The sequence below is a fragment of the Trichococcus flocculiformis genome (genome assembly GCF_900113645.1).
Lineage (GTDB): Bacteria > Bacillota > Bacilli > Lactobacillales > Aerococcaceae > Trichococcus > Trichococcus flocculiformis.
The window spans coordinates 1-17,676 of the sequence record NZ_FOQC01000008.1 but is presented as its reverse complement, the minus strand read 5'-3'; the positions used below and the strand labels follow the sequence as shown (position 1 = coordinate 17,676).

Annotated in this window: 16 protein-coding genes and 1 other annotated feature; of the genes, 2 read left to right on the top strand and 14 right to left on the bottom strand. The window is 45.3% G+C overall.

Annotated elements, in window-relative coordinates; genetic code table 11:
• Positions 1 to 249 precede the first annotated feature (249 nt).
• The 5 genes from mmuM to fic form a co-directional block, all read right to left on the bottom strand.
• A complete protein-coding gene (mmuM, locus tag BMZ71_RS04970) occupies positions 250 to 1,170 on the bottom strand; it encodes a homocysteine S-methyltransferase (protein WP_086988786.1) in 921 nt (306 codons plus the stop codon).
• Positions 1,160 to 2,569 carry an amino acid permease gene (locus BMZ71_RS04965; RefSeq protein WP_086988787.1) on the bottom strand — a complete coding sequence of 470 codons (1,410 nt, stop codon included), beginning with the start codon at positions 2,567 to 2,569 and terminating at the stop codon, positions 1,160 to 1,162. The genes mmuM and BMZ71_RS04965 overlap by 11 nt, the downstream gene beginning before the upstream one ends.
• Before the next feature lie 56 nt (positions 2,570 to 2,625).
• Positions 2,626 to 2,853, bottom strand: a binding site (T-box leader).
• A 361-nt stretch (positions 2,854 to 3,214) separates the two neighbouring features.
• Positions 3,215 to 3,961 carry an SDR family oxidoreductase gene (locus BMZ71_RS04960; protein ID WP_086988788.1) on the bottom strand — a complete coding sequence of 249 codons (747 nt, stop codon included), beginning with the start codon at positions 3,959 to 3,961 and terminating at the stop codon, positions 3,215 to 3,217.
• Between the two features lie 493 nt (positions 3,962 to 4,454).
• The gene (zwf, locus tag BMZ71_RS04955) at positions 4,455 to 5,993 is read right to left on the bottom strand and encodes a glucose-6-phosphate dehydrogenase (protein WP_086988789.1); all 1,539 of its coding nucleotides are present in this window, start codon (positions 5,991 to 5,993) and stop codon (positions 4,455 to 4,457) included.
• Positions 5,994 to 6,358: 365 nt separating this feature from the next.
• Positions 6,359 to 6,961 carry a protein adenylyltransferase Fic gene (fic, locus tag BMZ71_RS04950; protein ID WP_086988790.1) on the bottom strand — a complete coding sequence of 201 codons (603 nt, stop codon included), beginning with the start codon at positions 6,959 to 6,961 and terminating at the stop codon, positions 6,359 to 6,361.
• Positions 6,962 to 7,369: 408 nt separating this feature from the next.
• Between fic and BMZ71_RS04945 the strand changes: the two genes are divergently transcribed.
• Both BMZ71_RS04945 and BMZ71_RS04940 read left to right on the top strand, forming a co-directional pair.
• Complete coding sequence (locus BMZ71_RS04945) at positions 7,370 to 7,807, top strand: DUF6978 family protein (protein WP_086988791.1); 438 nt, start codon at positions 7,370 to 7,372, stop codon at positions 7,805 to 7,807.
• A 22-nt stretch (positions 7,808 to 7,829) separates the two neighbouring features.
• On the top strand, positions 7,830 to 8,600 hold the full coding sequence (locus BMZ71_RS04940) for a DUF1828 domain-containing protein (protein ID WP_086988792.1): 771 nt from the start codon (positions 7,830 to 7,832) through the stop codon (positions 8,598 to 8,600).
• Positions 8,601 to 8,909: 309 nt separating this feature from the next.
• Here the strand turns inward: BMZ71_RS04940 and BMZ71_RS04935 are convergent, their stop codons facing one another.
• The 9 genes from BMZ71_RS04935 to BMZ71_RS04895 form a co-directional block, all read right to left on the bottom strand.
• Positions 8,910 to 9,353 carry an Lrp/AsnC family transcriptional regulator gene (locus tag BMZ71_RS04935; protein WP_068561124.1) on the bottom strand — a complete coding sequence of 148 codons (444 nt, stop codon included), beginning with the start codon at positions 9,351 to 9,353 and terminating at the stop codon, positions 8,910 to 8,912.
• A gap of 95 nt (positions 9,354 to 9,448) precedes the next feature.
• Positions 9,449 to 10,642, bottom strand: a complete 1,194-nt coding sequence (locus BMZ71_RS04930; RefSeq protein ID WP_086988793.1) for an MFS transporter — start codon at positions 10,640 to 10,642, stop codon at positions 9,449 to 9,451.
• Between the two features lie 12 nt (positions 10,643 to 10,654).
• Positions 10,655 to 11,407 carry an amino acid ABC transporter ATP-binding protein gene (locus tag BMZ71_RS04925; RefSeq protein ID WP_086988794.1) on the bottom strand — a complete coding sequence of 251 codons (753 nt, stop codon included), beginning with the start codon at positions 11,405 to 11,407 and terminating at the stop codon, positions 10,655 to 10,657.
• 26 nt (positions 11,408 to 11,433) lie between these two features.
• Positions 11,434 to 12,405, bottom strand: coding sequence for an NAD(P)-dependent oxidoreductase (locus tag BMZ71_RS04920; RefSeq protein ID WP_086988795.1), 972 nt, complete (start codon positions 12,403 to 12,405; stop codon positions 11,434 to 11,436).
• An 11-nt stretch (positions 12,406 to 12,416) separates the two neighbouring features.
• Positions 12,417 to 13,637: an aminotransferase-like domain-containing protein gene (locus tag BMZ71_RS04915; protein ID WP_068561120.1), complete on the bottom strand. Its 1,221-nt coding sequence runs from the start codon at positions 13,635 to 13,637 to the stop codon at positions 12,417 to 12,419.
• 13 nt (positions 13,638 to 13,650) lie between these two features.
• Positions 13,651 to 14,397: an amino acid ABC transporter ATP-binding protein gene (locus tag BMZ71_RS04910; RefSeq protein ID WP_068561119.1), complete on the bottom strand. Its 747-nt coding sequence runs from the start codon at positions 14,395 to 14,397 to the stop codon at positions 13,651 to 13,653.
• Positions 14,394 to 15,104 (bottom strand): amino acid ABC transporter permease, encoded by a 711-nt coding sequence (locus BMZ71_RS04905; protein WP_086988796.1) that lies wholly within the window; start codon positions 15,102 to 15,104, stop codon positions 14,394 to 14,396. Before BMZ71_RS04905 ends, BMZ71_RS04910 begins: the two co-directional genes overlap by 4 nt.
• Before the next feature lie 15 nt (positions 15,105 to 15,119).
• Positions 15,120 to 15,938, bottom strand: a complete 819-nt coding sequence (locus BMZ71_RS04900; protein WP_086988797.1) for a transporter substrate-binding domain-containing protein — start codon at positions 15,936 to 15,938, stop codon at positions 15,120 to 15,122.
• Positions 15,935 to 16,726 carry an amino acid ABC transporter permease gene (locus BMZ71_RS04895; RefSeq protein WP_086988798.1) on the bottom strand — a complete coding sequence of 264 codons (792 nt, stop codon included), beginning with the start codon at positions 16,724 to 16,726 and terminating at the stop codon, positions 15,935 to 15,937. The genes BMZ71_RS04900 and BMZ71_RS04895 overlap by 4 nt, the downstream gene beginning before the upstream one ends.
• Positions 16,727 to 17,676: the final 950 nt, after the last annotated feature.

The window sequence follows — 17,676 nt, the reverse complement described above, 5'->3', positions numbered from 1 at the left end:
GTTCTTTTGAGGACGTGTAGCAACAGCTGCCGTTCCATTTCAAAGCTTTGTTTTGATTTTCCTCACAGTACTCACCACTTTACTTGATTTGTATACAACAAACCATAAATGAAAGCAGTACGAAAGTCATAAACAAGGCTTGAAAGAAATACTCGGGGTATGACCACCCCACTACTAAAAGACACAAAACCCATCATCCTCTTATTTTTCATAAAGGATGATGGGTTTATTTTATTATGTTTATTCCAACTAAAGAATTGCGGAAAAGGTTTCCTTCAATAGACTGATTTCTTTGAATGATGTGCAGCAACAGCCGCCGATCCATTTGCATCCTGACTCGTGCCACTTCAAAGCTTCGTTAGAGAATACTTCATCAACCGCATGACTGTGCGTCCATACTTTTGTGGCGGGATCGTAGATCGCTCCCGAGTTTGGATAAGCGACCAAAGACTTTGTCGCAATTTCCTCCAGATATTCCAAGGCCGGAAAAACTAAATCCGGCTGCACGCAATTGACGCCATAGGCAATGATTTGCTCGGAAGACTCTGCCAATAGCTGGAAAACACGCAAATCGGTCCCGTCACATAAATGGTGTGCGTCCTTCAAGGTTACCGTCAGCCAGGCTGAAGCTTTGGGATGTTGGGCCAACAATTCAATAATGGCCTGAATTTCCGTTATGTCCGGAATGGTTTCGATGGCCAGCAGATCAGGCTCTGCTTCCAGCAGCAACTCTAGCCTTTCGCGGTGGAAATCAACCAATTCGGTTTGCGCCAGTCCATAATTGCCCCGGTATTCGGAGCCGTCTGCCAAGTAAGCTCCGTATGGCCCGACCGAAGCTGCCACCCATTTTTCTTGGGTGCCTTGGCTTTTCGCTTGTGCCTGTTTTGCAAGCTCGACCGTTTTTTTGATCAAAGTTCGGCTTTCCTTGGTAGTGTAACCTAACCGCTCAAACCCGGTTACCGTCGCTTGGTAGCTCGATGTGATGGCAATGTTTGCCCCGGCATCGTAATAGTTCTGATGCACTTTTTCGATTTTATCCGGTTCGTTCACTAATGCTTTCGCAGTCCATAACTTATCATTCAGGTCCAACCCTTGCTCTTCAAGCCCCAGGGACATGGAACCATCGATAAGGATCACTTTTTGATCTTTTTGCCACTCTTTAAAATTCATCGGAAAGCTCACCTACTTCTTGATTCTCGATTGCTACGGAAGCCTTTTTACTGAAGAATAATTGGTAATAAAAGAAGCACAAAATCGTGAATGGAATACCGATGATCAAGGCAATCCGCTGGTTCGGATCAAAAGCGATGCCGATGATCGAAACGGAGCAAAGGATAATCACGAGCCAGGGAACGATCGGGTAGAATGGCGTTTTGTAATCCAACGCATCGAGCTTATGCCCCGATTTCAGATAGTGCTTGCGGAAATTCAGTTGTGCCCAAGCGATGCTCAACCAAACAGCCACGACTGCGAATGCTGAGATGGAAACCAAAGCCAGGTAAACGGTGTCCGCGGAATAGATGCTGGAAAACAGGGAGAGGAGTCCGCCAAGAATGGTCAGAAGCAACCCGTAGATCGGCAACCCGCGTTTGGATAATTTCGCGAAACGTTTCGGCAACGTCCCTGCATTGGCCAATGACCACAGCATTCTCGATGCGGCGTAGACCCCGGAGTTTGCGCCGGAAAGAACGACAGTGATCAGGACGAGGTTCATGATATCTGCGGCGTATGGGATGCCCATCACATTCAGGATGACGGTCACCGGACTTTCATCCAAATTAGCCGCAGAATCCGGAAGCAGCGCACCGATCACAACAATCGTCCCGATGAAAAGGACTACCAGAATGACGATTGTCTGCAGGATCGCTTTCGGGATATTTTTCTTGGGGTCCGACGTTTCGCCAGCGGCTACGCCGATCAATTCCGCACCTGAAAAAGCGAAGTTAGCCGACAGTATCGCCAAGAAAACGGAGCCTGCGCCTTTGGGGAACCAACCATTTTCCGTCAGATGGCTGAAAAGTGGTGCTGATTCATTGCCCTGAATCGGTATAAATCCAAAAATGCCGCCCAGCCCCAGGACAAGGAAAATAGCCAGTGCGAGTACTTTGATCAATGACATCCAAAATTCGCTGACGGAAAACCACCGCACATCAATAATATTGGAAAGTAAAATAATGCCGATATAAAAGATGCACCAAATCCATGCGGGAATGCCAGGGAACCAGCGTTGCGATAAAATCGCCAAGGTGATGAATTGTGAACCCAATGCCACTGTCCACGTCAGCCAATAAAGCCATGCCACCACAAAGCCTGCTCCGGGATGGATATATTTTGAAGCGTAGTTGTGGAACGAACTTGTGCTAGGCTCGTGGACCGACAATTCGCCCAAACACATCATGACCAGCGTCACCAAAAACGCTCCGATCAAATACGCAATGATGGTTCCGATCGAACCTGTCGTTTGAATCAAATACCCCGAACTCAAAAAGATTCCGGTTCCTATAACTCCACCCAATGAAAGCATAACTAAATGTTTTGATGTCATTTCCCTTACAAATGATTGCTCCATAAATTTTCCCCTCCAAAATATGTATTAAAATATATAAAAAAAAGCACTCCCCCTATTGAAAGGGCGATTGCTCGCGTTACCACCTTTGTTCATAATCAAAAAGATTATCTCAGCAAGGGACTGTCATCCCTTCACGCGCTATCGGGCGTACCCGTCACTTGCTAAGTTTCCCTCACACGTGATAACTCAAAGACCATTTTCGCTGATTCCGAAACATCTGCTCTCACCATTCGCAGACTCTCTGTGGTTCCTTTCCCAGCTACTTATCTCATCAAAGTTTCATATATTTTTAATAAATATACAAGAATGATGGATGGTTGTCAATTATTTTGTGATATATTTTGTGCTTACTTTCATTCTTGTTGTTTAGTTGGTGTGAGCTTTGGGGGTGGCCGGAATTGGCTGTCCGTTCTTGCGCTGTCCTCCGGCAAGGCGGGTGTGGCCGGAGCTACGATACCGATCACGTCGCTCTGCTCCGGCGGGGAGACGCTGGACGGAGAACAGAGTCGTTTTTGACGCTCTCCTCCGTCCAAGCATTCTTTCACCGGAGGAGAGTTCCCCCGGTAACATTCGAAAAAAACTATAAAGCAAGCCTGCCGCACCCCTTTCAGTTGGGCGCAGAAGGCTTGCTGTTACTGACTTTTATCACCAAGGTTGAATCGTCGGTCCGATTGTAAATTCGTTGACGTTCGTATCCTCAGGCTGGTCGATCGCGAAGGCGACAACATTGGCTACGCGATCCGGGCTGATGCCGTATTGTTTGTAGATGATTCCCATGTCTTTGGCCATTTTATCGTCGCTGATCGTTTCCAGCAATTCAGTGTTGATGGCGGCCGGATAGATCGTGGCTGTTCTGATGTTGGTGCCTTCCATCGCAGATTCCATGCGCAACACTTCCATCAGATCGCGGACTGCCCATTTCGTGGCGCCATAAACCGCTCCGCCCGGATAGGCTTTAAGACCCGCGACGGACGAGGTGGTGATCACGTGACCGGATTTTTGTTTCGTGAATTCTGGGAGGACCGCTTCGATCCCGTTCAGAACGCCTTTGATGTTGACGTCCACCATCAGATGCCAATCCTTTGTTTTTAACTTCGATAACGGCGAGTTCGGCATCACGCCGGCATTCAGGAAGATGACATCCACTTTGCCGAATTTTTCTTTTGCCAGGTCAACCAGTTTTTTGTTGTCTTCGATTTTGGTGACATCCGTAACGTGGTAAACAGCTTCTCCGCCAGCCTGGACGATTTCATCAACAAGCGTCTGCAATTTGTCTTCTCTGCGCGCTCCCAAAACCAACTTTGCTCCTTTGCTCGCTAACAGTCGGGCTGTCGCCTCGCCGATCCCTGAAGAAGCTCCCGTGATGATTACTACTTTGTCTGTGATTGCCATTATCTTCATCCTTTCCATTCTGACCCGGAGTATCAATAAAGAATCGAAAAACGGTTTTCTGCATCCGACAACTGTTTATCCATTTTTATTATACCACCGGGTGCTTTTTTAGGCTTACTAGAACCTTACTCCTTAACCTGGAGGTGAAGTCAAGAAACAGTAGCTGGAAATTCAGAAAATTTGGCTATCTGTTGAGCGGTGTCCTCCGGTAAACAGGCTCTCGACGGGAATTCGTCTTCATATTTGAACCCATCATTACCGGAAAACACAAAAAGGAGTGCTCAACTGGTTGGTGAGCACTCCTCTGTTACTTGGTGACTATCGTTTACTACTCTGTTCTCCGGTGAAGGGTCTTTGGTCGGAGATGCGATCCCGTTCGTTATGCTGTTCTACGGTTTACCGGTCTACACCGCAGAACGGTACCGGTATCTCTGTTCTCCTCCGGCAAGCAGCCCTTCACCGGAGGAGAGCCCGCCCCACATCGATTCCGGATCTATTCCTTCAACAATCCGCGTTCGCGGTACCACTCATCCGGTGTCCAGACCCACTCGTGCTTTTCTTTTTTCAACAAATCAAATGCTTCTTTTGGTCCCATTGTCCTTGCCGCATACTTCGGAATTTCTTCATTGTCGCTGTCCCACGTTTCGCGGATTGCGTCAATGATTCTCCAGGATTGTGCAACTTCTTCCCAACGCGCAAAGTTGGTTGCATCACCCAAAATAACATCGTAAGTCAGACGTTCATAAGCTTCCGGAGTATTTTCCATCATTTCGCTGTCGTGGCGGTATTCCAATTTGATCGGCTGCGTATTGAATCCTTGACCGATTTCTTTCCGGTTCATGGTCAAAGCAAAGCCTTCCGTTGGTTGGATGTAGATGGTCAGATCGTTCGCCGGGACATCTTTTTCAGCATCAAACGGATTAACGGGAACTTTTTTGAAAACGATATTGACGCGCGTTCCTTTTTCCGTCATCCGTTTGCCGGTGCGCACATAGAAAGGCACACCCTTCCAGCGTGGATTATCCACCATGAACTTCCCGGCTACAAACGTTTCCGTCCTCGAATCGCTTGCGACATTCGGCTCTTCTTGATAGGCAACAAATCCATCATCACCCAAACGGCCTGCCGCATACTGCGCTCTCACGAAGTTTTCGCGGACTTCTTCCGGTGAATAGACACGCACATCATTCAGGGCTTTAATCTTCGCTGTTTGGATATTTGCATCCGATACGGAAGCTAATGGTTCCATCGCCAACAAAGACAGTACTTGCAGAATATGGTTTTGGACCATATCTTTCAGGGCGCCGCTGTGGTCATAGTAGCCACCGCGTTCTTCCACGCCCAGTTCTTCGGAAAAAGTGATCTGAACATTTTCGATGTACTCACGATTCCACGAGGGTTCAAGGAACGGATTCGTTAAACGCACGGCCAAAATATTTTGGATCATTTCTTTGCCCAAATAGTGGTCGATCCTGAAAATATCCTCTTCCGGGAACACTTTTGTGATTTCATTGTTCAATTTTTCGGCTGATGCATAATCCATCCCGAATGGCTTTTCGATGACGACGCGGTTGAAACCTTTGTCCGTCACGATTTGTTGCCCTTTCAGATGCGTCACGATCGGTCCGAAAAATTGCGGTGCCATCGCCAAATAATACATGCGGTTCTGTTCTAAATCATACTTGTCATCCAATTTGTCAGCCAACTCTTTGAGGTGAACATAATGCTCCACATCGGAAACATCATGCGCACGATAATAAAAGTGGCTTAAAAAGGCAGCTTTTTCCGCGTCTGTCGGCTGGAATGATTGAATAGAATCCGAAACAACATCCCGAAAATGCGCGTCGCTCCATTCTCTTCTTGCCGTCCCGATCACTGCGAAACGTTCTGCCAACGCACCACTTCGAAACAATCGGAAAAATGAAGGATATAACTTTCTTTGAGCTAAATCACCTGTCGCTCCGAATAAAACAATCAATACTGGATTTGTTTTTACCACTCTATCGCCTCCTGCGTTACTTAATATTTCCATAATACCATGATTAGCAGAAAGTTCCTTTACTCTTGGAGAATTTAAACACCAGAAAAATCGAAAAGTTTACTATTTCTTTCGGATTTTCGGGATTAATCATTTTGCTCTGGTGAGAAGGCTCTTGCCGGAGGACAGCTTCCATTTTCCATGAGGGTATCCAAAACATCCGAGAGTACGCTCATCTGTCGACTAATCGTATACCGAAAAACACAATAAAACAGACAGAATGCTTTTCTCTCGGGGGCCAGCCCAGGACGGTGTCCCGAATACCCGAGAGCCCGCTCATCTGTCGACTAACCGGATTCCCGCTTTCCCATCCAGCTCCAGCGAGTAGACCTTCATCGGAGATGAGGACACATGCTCCTTTATAAATCATCAGTAGTATATTCCGTACACCCCTCGTAATAATAACTGACGTCAATACCTTTCATATAGACTTCCCTATCATCAATTGACGTAGTCAAGGCATTATTGATCAAATATCTGATTTCCAGATCGTTGACGGGGCTGCGTTCCATGGCTGACAGATAATTATCTTTGTCGATCAGGTTCCAGTCTACAACCTTTCCCAGTTCTTTCTTCAGAATCAAGTCCAACCAGATGCGTGTGCTGCGTCCATTTCCTTCACGAAAAGGGTGTGCAATGTTCATTTCAACATATTTCGCCACGATTTCCTCGATAGCGGATTGTGGCATACTGTCAATGTGATTCAAAGAAACCTCCAAGTACATGACGGGTGCAAATCTGAAGTTTCCATTCGAAATATTCACGGTACGGGTCTTCCCCGCAAAGTCATAAATATCAGCAAACAAATAGTTATGAATATCTGCCAAACCTTTGTATGTCCCGATTTCCAGATTATTGATATCGCCAGAATCATACAAACGTTTAGCATTGGCTTTACTGATTCGTTCTTCCGCTTTTGCTAATTCGACTAGGTTCGTAGTTCCCAATTTATTGTTTAGCATACTTAGGCTCCTTTCAAATCGCTTATGCTTCTCTGTTTAAATCCTTTAGATCTGCTTATTTGTGGGGAGAACATTCAAATTTATCCCATAACATTATTCAATCCAAATGATAATCCGATCTAACTCTTTTGCAGGTATTTCCGTATTTTAATAATAGTGAAGTAAATAACTGATCTGTAAAATGTTTGCCTTTAAAAAGGTAGATTAACTCATTTATCATCAACGACAAGTGAAGAAGAAAATGATATAGTTATCGTAATGAATGATTGCAACGAAGAATAGTATTTTTAAGGGTTTGTTTGCTTAAGAATCGCTCATGATAGTGAAATTTACGTTGAAGCTGGTAGTACTCTTACATTTAATCACAAAAATACGAATTGTCACTGACAAGATGGAGATGACTGGAATTTGGAACAGGCACTTTTCAACGAGTTGTTTAATTGTCTTAAGATACTGGAAAAACAGATATTGGAATTCCCTCATATCGGTAGTCAAAATCACCATCATTTAAAGAGCCCAGAATTAGTAAACGATAAATTCGATATGCTTATCAATCGAAAAGGCCATTTAAATATCGACAATCTCACCTACCTTATGCGTTCAAAAAGACATGGATTAATGGTAAGGCTAGATATGACCGGGCCCCCGCATGTAGGTTTGAATGGAATTGACATAGACACGCCTCACGTCCATATTTTTGATGAATATCATTATAATGGCACCCAGGTTGAACCACTAAATAAAATTAGTGACGAAGAAATCATAAATGAACTGCATGACAGTTTAGTTGCATTTCTATTATATAATAACGTTGATATAAAAAATACAACACTACCATTGACATAGAAAATGAAAGGAGTCGGACAATATGCCCAACACATCCCAACAGTTGATAAGCGATTACGTGGACTGGTTCAAAAACAAATATTCAATCAAACAACTGGAAAACGCTGATGAAATTGTCACTCCTTTTGTCAACCACTTAAATGATCGAATCAGATTATACATTGAATTGAAAGCAAACAACACGATCCGAATTTCTGATGATGGAAATACCTTCAATGAACTTGCAATGTATGGCTTGGACATCAAGACTAATACGCGTCAAAAATTAATTCATAATACCTTATCCAACTTCGGAATCCAGTTGGACGATGACATTTTATACGTTGAAGCAACCATAAAAGATTTTCCTTTAAAAAAACATAATCTTGTTCAAGCAATTTTGCGCATCTATGATATGGTTCTCCTTTCAAAACCGAACATCATCAGCTTGTTCAACGAAGAAGCCAAACAGTATTTATTCGACAATGAATTAGGCGGGAATTTTGATATCAAAATGACTGGTGATTCTGGGCTAGAACATCAAATAGATTACAGTCTCGGGCCTACAAAATCCCGGCCTGAAATATTGATACAGTTCATTAACAATCTATCATTCGGGGACGTTACAAAAGAAGGCTTCATATACGATGATCTGAATAAAAAAAGAAAAACCAGTAAGAACCAAGTTCGCTATATTTTGGTCGCCAATGATATTGATAACAAAATTCCGGATAAAGCCATTACAGCAGCACAAGCATTGCAAATTGATATCCAGCCTTGGTCACAAAAAGAAGAACTATTGAAATTGAAATAGCTCCATTAAAAACCAGTCCCACTGAAGATAAAAATCCCTAAACATTGTTAATTCAACGTTTGGGGATTTTTTGTAATTTTATAACAGGTGGCAAAGTTACCGTTGAACCGGCGTCCGCCGGCGAAGAAGCCCTCTCAGGAGATCAGACCTCATTTTCCCCGCCCACCTCCGGTGGAACGGGCTTCATCGGAGATGCATGTCGATTTTCGGTATTGTTCTCCGGCGAGATGGTCGCTCCCCGGAGGTACGGCTCCCCCCAAAAACAAAAAAAATAAGCAAAACGCCGAAAATGATTCTCGGCGTTTTTGCTTATTCGTTTACTTGAATCTGAAGGCCACGGGGACCAACATTTGTTGAAAAGACTATATGCGTTTTGGTATCGCCGAAGCGTTGCAGGTCGTTAATGAATTCGTCAAGTTCGATCGTGTTGGAATAGTAGACTTTCAATAACATTGAGTAGTCACCGGTAATGCAGTCGCATTCCACAACATTGGGGATTTCTTCGATGTAACGGTAAAAATCTTTTTTATCCTTTGCCGGGACTGCACAATTCACATATGCCTTGATTAAAAAGCCTAATTTCTGATGGTCCAGAATAGCTTGATAGGTACGAATATATCCAAGACCTTCCAAATTCTGCAAACGCACAGATACGGAAGGTGACGAAATGAAACATTCCTCTGCAATCTGTTTGACAGTAATCCTGCTGTTTTTTTGCATGATATTCAAAATTTTCCGATCTAATGCATCCATAATGACCCCTCCATCCTAACAATTCTCATCATTTTCTTAATTTTAGTAAGAAATGATAAGAGTTGCAAGGTGGGGCTCACAAGATGTGTCATGCTTTATAACATTTGCTTCTTCCTGCCATCAAAAAATAGGTACACAAACAGCGCTGCCAGTCCGAATCCTCCACAGAAGAGGTACATGACTTGAAACCCGAACACACTGGCGATGATGCCCCAAAGCATTGCCCCGCCGCCGTACGCTACATCCAGAGCTGCCGAGAAAATCGCTATCGCGCGTCCGCGTTCTTGGTCTGAAATACTTTGCAAAACAATCGTATTCATGACCGGCAGCAAACTGGCAAAGCCGATTCCATAAAGAGTAGCCGCTAAAAGAAGATGGACAAGATCATCGGCATAAGCAAGTATCCCAAACGCTGCACTGATACTGAGTATGCTGCCGCAAATCAAAAACGTTTGATTGATGCGATTCATCATACGGGGGAAGAGAAAACGGATCAGAACCGTGATGACCGTCATCACCGTAAAGTAGTAGCCGGCTCCGCTTATATTCTTTTCGATTGCAAACTGCGCGATAAAGGCGATGACGCCGGAATTCGCGAAGCAAATCAGAAACATGATCAGACTCGGAAACATAACGCCCCGATTCTTTATGAGGGACAGTGCTTCAGCAGCTCCGCCCTTCGGCTTTGCTTTTTCTCCAAAAAATAGCGTTCTTGGCGACTCCGCACTCAAGAAAAAACTTAAACCAAAAGCGACACTTGTCAACAATAGCGCCACCCGAAACAAGGCCTGGAATCCGTATGTTTCCACCACCGCCAACCCCAGCAAAGGTCCGATTGCGCTAGGGACTGCTTGGGCGATGCTGAAGTAGCCTAAGCCGACGGATAACTGTTCCTTTGGGATCAAATCCGCCGCCATCGTCGCTGCGCTTGTCGCTTGGATGCTGTTGCCGATTCCTTGGATCAAACGCAGACAAAACAGCATCAGGAGCGTCTGCAGTACATTCAATAAGGCGAAATCGATGAAAAGAATGCCTAACCCGATCGTGAGCAACAGTCTGCGACCGTATCGGTCCAACAATATCCCGATCGGCAAGCGGAAAAATAAAGCCGAAATGCCTAATATACCAACGATGCTTCCGGCAACCGCTTTAGACCCACCCAGGGCAGTCACGTAGAGGGGTAACGTTCCCATTTGGGTCGTGATTGCCGTCATTGCCAAAAACGTGATGCTGTTGACCAAAAGGAAATCCTTGGTCCAAATCTTGCTTTTTACTTCCGTATATTCCACTTGTCATCCCTCTCAGACTGCTGTTTTGAAACGAACTTGCATCAAAAATTGTTTTGTCCGCTCTTGTTTAGGATCATCAAAAACTTCCGCTGGTGTGCCTGCTTCAACGACTACGCCATCCGCCATGAAAACAACTTTGTCCGCCACCTCTTGTGCGAATTGCATCTCATGGGTGACGATGATCATCGTTTGACCCGTGTCGGCCAATTGTCGCATCACATGCAGCACATCCCCGACAAGTTCTGGATCAAGGGCCGATGTGGGTTCATCGAACAACAGAAGTTCTGGAGATAACGCCATCGCACGGGCAATGCCGACCCGTTGCTGCTGCCCTCCGGATAGTTGACTGGGATACATCCCGGCTTTGTCCGCCATGCCCACCTTTTCCAAGACGGAAGTGGCAATTGTTTCTGCCAGTATCTTGGGGACTTTCCGGGGTGTGACCAACCCTTCCATCACATTTTGCAGAACCGTCATATGGCTGAACAGTTCATAGGATTGAAAAACCATCGCTGTTTTTCTGGCTATTTCCCGGCTCTGATGCGAACCGATACGACTGAGGTCATATCGAAGGTCGCCGAGTTCATACATGCCTGCATCCGGCCTTTCCAAGAGATTCAAACAACGCAAGAAGGTGGTTTTTCCCGATCCGCTCGGTCCGATAATGCAGACAACTTCGCCTTTATTGATGGTCATACCCACGTTTTTCAATATTACGTTCTTTCCGAAACTTTTTTTCAGTCCTGTTATTTGCGCCTGGATCATCGTCATCTCCTCCTTCCTTTTGGTTCTCAAAGTGAAATCGTGTTGCGCGAACTTCCTGCTGTTATGATATCCCGCGCATTGTTCAAAGAGGTCTCAACAATTTCTTGCACGGCCAATTCTGTATGGTAGGCAATATGCGGTGTGATCAGCACATTCGGGAAGGCCATTAAGCGGGCATAATACGGGTTCTTTTCCCAACCGATGGAAAAATATTTCTCCTCGTCCTCCAACGCATCCAAGGCCGCACCCGCCAGTTTTCCGGTTGCCAAAGCTTGGATAAGCGCTTCGGTGTCGACGATTTTTCCGCGTGCTGTGTTCACAAGGCAACTACCAGGTTTCATTTTTTCAAAAGTATCTTCAGAAAAAAGATGCGTGGAATTTTCGGATAAAGGAATGTGGATAGAAAGGACATCCGACTCTTCCAACAGTTCTTCAAAAGAAACATAGCTGACTTTCCCTTTCAAGCGCGGATTTTCTTTTGAGCTTGAGGCGATCACACGACCGCCCAAAGCATGGATCCCTTCCGCGACCACAGAACCGATGCGGCCTGTCCCCAGGATGCCGACCGTCACATCCTGCAGTTCCCGACCGATTGTTGTTTTGCGGGATGGATTTGTTTGCAGCACGGTCGGGATATTCCGCAGCTCCATCAAAATGGACATGATCGCAAAATGACCGACTGAAGTGGGGCTGTAGGAAGGAACGTTCGTCACGGTCAAACCGTATTTCTGCGCCCATTCGAAGTTGACGCCATCCACCCCTGTGGATTTGATCGACAATTGGTGGATGCCTTGCTCCCGCAGCTTGCGGTAGAGCAGCTCGCTTTGGCGCATTTCCGGACTCGGATACAGGCAGACCCCATCGTGGGGGCCGGCAAAATGGACATTTTCACTGGATATGCCTTCATTGATGATGGTCACGGGTATTTTGTTGCTGAAACTCCAGCGTTTGATGAATTTTTCTTCGTCAGCGCTGACTCCATAATAAATCAGTCTCATATTTGACCTCCTCAAATCACTTGTTTGTACGATGCGGGTGTCGCTTGTTCCAAAGCTTCACCGATTACTTTGACACCGGCCACGATTTCCGATAGTGTCGGTTTGGTGAAATTCAAGCGGAAATAACGGTCGTAGCCTTCCTGCGCCACGCTCATTATATTTCCCGGGATAACGGCGACTTTGGCTTCGTCCAATGCCGTATAGAATGTCTCCGGATCCAATTCGTCCGACATTTTGCAGCAGATAAAATAGCCGCCGGTCGGTTTTATGAATTGAATTTTGTCTTCAGGCAATGCTTCCAGACCGGCAATCATTGCTTCAAATTTCCCCTTATAATACAGCTTCAACTCCGATACATGTTCTTCAAACTGATGATTCTGCATGAATTCCGCTAACATCACTTGCCAGTAAAAATTGGTGTGGGAATCGGAGACTTGCTTGGCCAAAGCCAGTTTTTCCATGATTGCATCCGGCGCCATAATGAATCCTAAGCGTGCGCTCGGTGCCAAAATTTTGGAAAACGAACCCGCGTACATGACGCGCCCATCCGTATCCATTTCCTTCAGCTTCATGATCGGATCGCCGTAGTACAGGAGATCTCCGTAAGGGTCATCTTCGAATATCAGCACATCATATTTTCGGGCCAAGCTGTAGATCGCTTGGCGTTTTTCCAGAGGGATCGATGTCCCCAATGGATTTTGGAACGTGGGAATGAGGTAGATGAACTTGATGCGCTGATCAAAACGCAACAGCTCTTCCAGTGCTTCCAAATCGACGGATTCTTCTGAGACGTTCATCGGGATCGGTACAGGAATGGCTCCGTAGCCTTTGATCGCATTCACCGCCCCTGAAAAGGTTTGTTCTTCGCACAACACGACGTCTCCCTCATCACACAGGACTTTCACTGCGATATCCATCGCTTGAGTGGAACCCGATGTAATCAACACCTGTTCTTCGTTATGAAGATTAGCGGTTGCCGCCAACCGTTCTTTGACCAGCTTACGCAACAAGGGATAGCCTTCGGACGCGCCATATTGCAAAAATGTTTCCGGATCGACTTCCGTGTATAATTTTTGCGAAATTTTTTGGAGTGTCTCCATCGGAAAAGCTTCCACCGGCGGAAAGCCGTAAGCAAATGAAATCACATCTTTAAGCTCCATGTTTTTACTTGCATTCTCCCGTAAAGGGGATGATTTCAGTTCCTTCATACGATTTGCGAAACGATATCCCATCTGTTTTCCTCCTCTATCTAGCCATTTGAGTTGTGAAACGGGCCAAAAAGGCTTTGGTCCGCTCTTCTTTTGTTTGTTCAAACACTGCTTTGGGTGACCCTTGTTCAACCACTAGGCCGTTTTCCATAAAGACGATTTTGTCCGAGACTTCATAAGCGAATTTCATCTCATGCGTCACCAGCACCATCGTTGCGCCAGTTTCTGCGATGTCCCGCAGGAGCGTCAGCGTTTGTCCGACCAATTCCGGATCCAACGCTGAGGTCGGTTCATCGAACAAGATCACTTTGGGATTCAGCGCCAAGGCACGCGCAATTCCGATGCGTTGCTGCTGGCCACCGGATAATTGGCTGGGATAAAAATCTTTGCGTTCTGTCAGTCCCACTTGTTCCAACAAGGCATCCGCCACTTCGTACGCTTCCTGCTTGGTTCTTTTTTTCGTCAGCAACAGCGGCATCACGATGTTTTCGCGCGCTGTCTTGTTATGGAACAACGCATAATTTTGAAAGACCATCGCGGTTTGGCGTTGATGCGTCAAAATCTCTTTTGGATTCGCTTTGTTAACGATCGTTTCGGTCTCTCCCAGGAGAATGCTGCCTTCATCTGCCCGTTCCAAAAAATTCAGACAGCGGAGAAAAGTCGTTTTGCCGGAACCGCTTGGCCCCAGAAGGGTTACAACTTCCCCTTTGGCGACATCCATATCGATGCCTTTGAGGACTTCCTGCTTGCCGAAGCGTTTGTGGATATTGCGTACTTCCATCATAAAATCGCCCTCCTCAATTTACGGGTCATGCGCTGTTCAAGCATTTGCGCACCTTTCTCGATCACTAGACTGATGCCCCAGTAGATGACCGCAACCGCCACATAGGCTTCCAGGAACCGGTAGTTTTGCTGAGCAGTGATTTTCGCGGCTGCAAAGACATCGACGACACTGACCATCGAGGCTAAGGATGAAGCCTTAATCAAGCTGATCAATAAATTGCTGAACATCGGTAATGAAATCGGGATTGCCTGGGGAAGCAGCACCCGGCGGATTGTCTGCAGGTTGGTCATGCCCATCGATTTGGCAGCATCGAACTGGCCTTTTTTGATAGCCGCGAAGGCCCCGCGGAAAATCTCGCTGCTGTTGATCGTGGCCAACAGGCTCAGTGCGGAAATGGCGATCCAAACCATGTTGAAATCCCTGAACCGCAGCGACCAGTTCATGGATTCCGACCAAACATCAAACTGTTTGGAAGCGATCAGGTAAAGCGCGAGAATGATCAATACCATGGGAATGCCTTTCAACAAAGTGACAACCACTTGGAAAAACTGGCTCAGTCCTTTGATGCGATACAGCCGGATCAGCGCTATCCCTAACCCTAAAATAACGCCGATGACGATCGCTGTGATGGCCATGAATAATGTTGTGCCAATGTATTGGCTTGCTACTTGCAATGATTGGATCATCACCTCAAATTTGAAACTCATGGCCCTCATCCTTTCTTATTCTGGCACGTAATCACCATCTAGATATTCTTCGGAAAGTTCTTTAATGGTTCCATCCGCTTTTAATTCCTCTAACGCTGTATTCACGGCATCAATGAAGGCTTGGTCGGTTTCTTTGTTGAACAGCAGGTATGCATCTGAGTTGTGGACTGGTTCACTGCCAATCGCTAAATTTTCGCTGAAGGATTTGTTCCAGTTGTCGACTTGATATTTCGGCGCTAAGCTCGCGTCCACTGCTCCGGAAGTGATTGCTTGGACAATCTGCTCATTGTTATATTCGCCATAAACCAATTCGAAAGCACCCGGGTTTTCTTCTAAGTAGGTTTCAGCCATCGCTGCTTGGTTCGTTGCCGTTGTGGCGTAGACTTTTTTGCCGGCAAGATCGTCGAAGGACTCATAAACCGCTCCTGCATCCGGATCCGAAACGATGTAGGTATCCCATACCACGTAACCGACATCCCCATAGACGAATTTTTCTTGGCGCTCTGCGTTCACTTCATATTCATAGGCCGCCATCTCAACTTTGCCGCTCTCCAGATTCGACAAAGTTGTCGGGAAGTCCGCTCCTTCAAATGTGAACGTGTACTCCGTCAGTTTTTCATCAATGGCTTTCACTACAGCGACATCATAGCCATCGTATTCGCCATTTTCATCCAAATAAGCATAAGGCAGAGCTTCATTCCCTGTACCTACTTTGATCTCTGTTGCCCCGCTGTCTGCTGCACTCTCGGTTTCAGCAGAGCCGCTGCCGCACCCAGCCAAGATAACCCCTGCCATCAATAAACTTGCTCCAAAACCCACTGTTGATTTTTTCATAATAAATCCTCCTTCAAATTTGTCTCGATTTTTTGAACCTTTTTCAATTGAACCTCTTTATTTTTATTAAGGAATAATCTGGGCAGTTGGAACAACGATTTTTTTGCTTCGGTGAAATTCATCCGTTTCTCCAACACGTCAAAGACTCTTTCAAGAATAACGCTCAACGTAATGAACAGGATTGCCGCGCCTACATATCCTTCCAATGTGTGGTAGGTTACGGCACCAATGGCCCGCGCTTTCCCAACCACATCCACGATCCCGATCGTAAATGCCAAAGATGTATCCTGCAACAACGCGACGGTCGTTGTGCCAAACGAGGGTAACGCCACGACAACAACTTGCGGAAGAATAACACGCAGGTACATTTGCGACTTCGTCAATCCACATGCGATGCTGGCTTCCTTCTGCGTAGTCGGTACACTCAAGATTGCGGCTCGAATGGTCTCTGATTGAAACGCTGCGGTATTCAATCCGTACGTAATATAGATGAAAATAATTTTGTCCCATGATGACACATCCATTTGGATCGCCTGTAAGAGGCTGGGCACACCGTAATAAACGATGTATAGCTGGACAAGAATCGGCGTCCCGCGAATAAAGGAAACAAATACTGCAGCTAGTTGATTCAGTATCGGTATTTTTTCCACCCGTATGAACGCAATAAAACTTCCTAACACCAAGCCTACAAGAGTCGCAATGCCTACAATCAACAACGTCACGGGCAACGCACTGAGAATTTTTGGAAAAAACTCCCACACTAGATCCCAACTAAAGAAACTTGACATTTTATTCCCTCCTCCCACATTTCTTAAATTCATTACTTTCTGAATTTCCAATAGAATACCTTACTGTCCCGTTCTTCCACAATATGTTGTGCCTTCTTGATACTTTAATTCGTAAATATCGTGCTTTTGATTATGAAAATAAAAAATGAAGCGTAACCATGGTTATTTTATTTTGAAAGAAAAGTGAGGCGGGATTGTGAATCTTTGTAGGGTAACCGGAGGAACGGGTCCGTTTTTCCTGCTCTTCTCCAGTTGTAGGGGTACTCCGGCGATCAGATTACATTTCGACCGTCTCCTCCGGGGGAACGGCCCTTGGCAGGAGTTGCGGCCGTGTTTTTCGACTCTCTGTTCTTGATAACATCAGCCATCCAGCCCATGTTTAAAAATGCAAAATAAAGAGTCACAAATGTCAGTAAACAAACCAACATTTGTGACTCTTTATTTTGTACCTACCCATGTGAATTATATTCAGGAATGCAAGAAATACTCACTTTTAAATTCAAGTCAACATGTAATAACAGCCTAAATCAATCTCTTGCCGTATGATTCCAAATTTCTTTGATAAGTTCTAAATAAGTACTTTTATCTTGCGGTAATTTTTCACGAGTTAACCTTGGCTAACTTCCAATCGATATTTCAGAAGGTAAAAGGATATCCGTTCAATACTTATCCGTGGCTCAAATCAATGTTTAACACTACTTGACGTTATCTGATTTTAAACATGACTTAGAGAATATCGTATCCAAAAAAGTAGGTAGAAAAGATATTTGAATAATTAATAATAGTATTGTCAAAATTCAGTTCAATCAATTAATGACTTTGCTATTACCTGAATTATTCATAGGTTTTCAGAAAACACCTTGAAATCTTGTTCTATCAACGTATTCTTTATTTCACTTTCACACCCAAAAGGTGTGAAAAAAGAACCCCTATCTGTTATGGTTAATGTA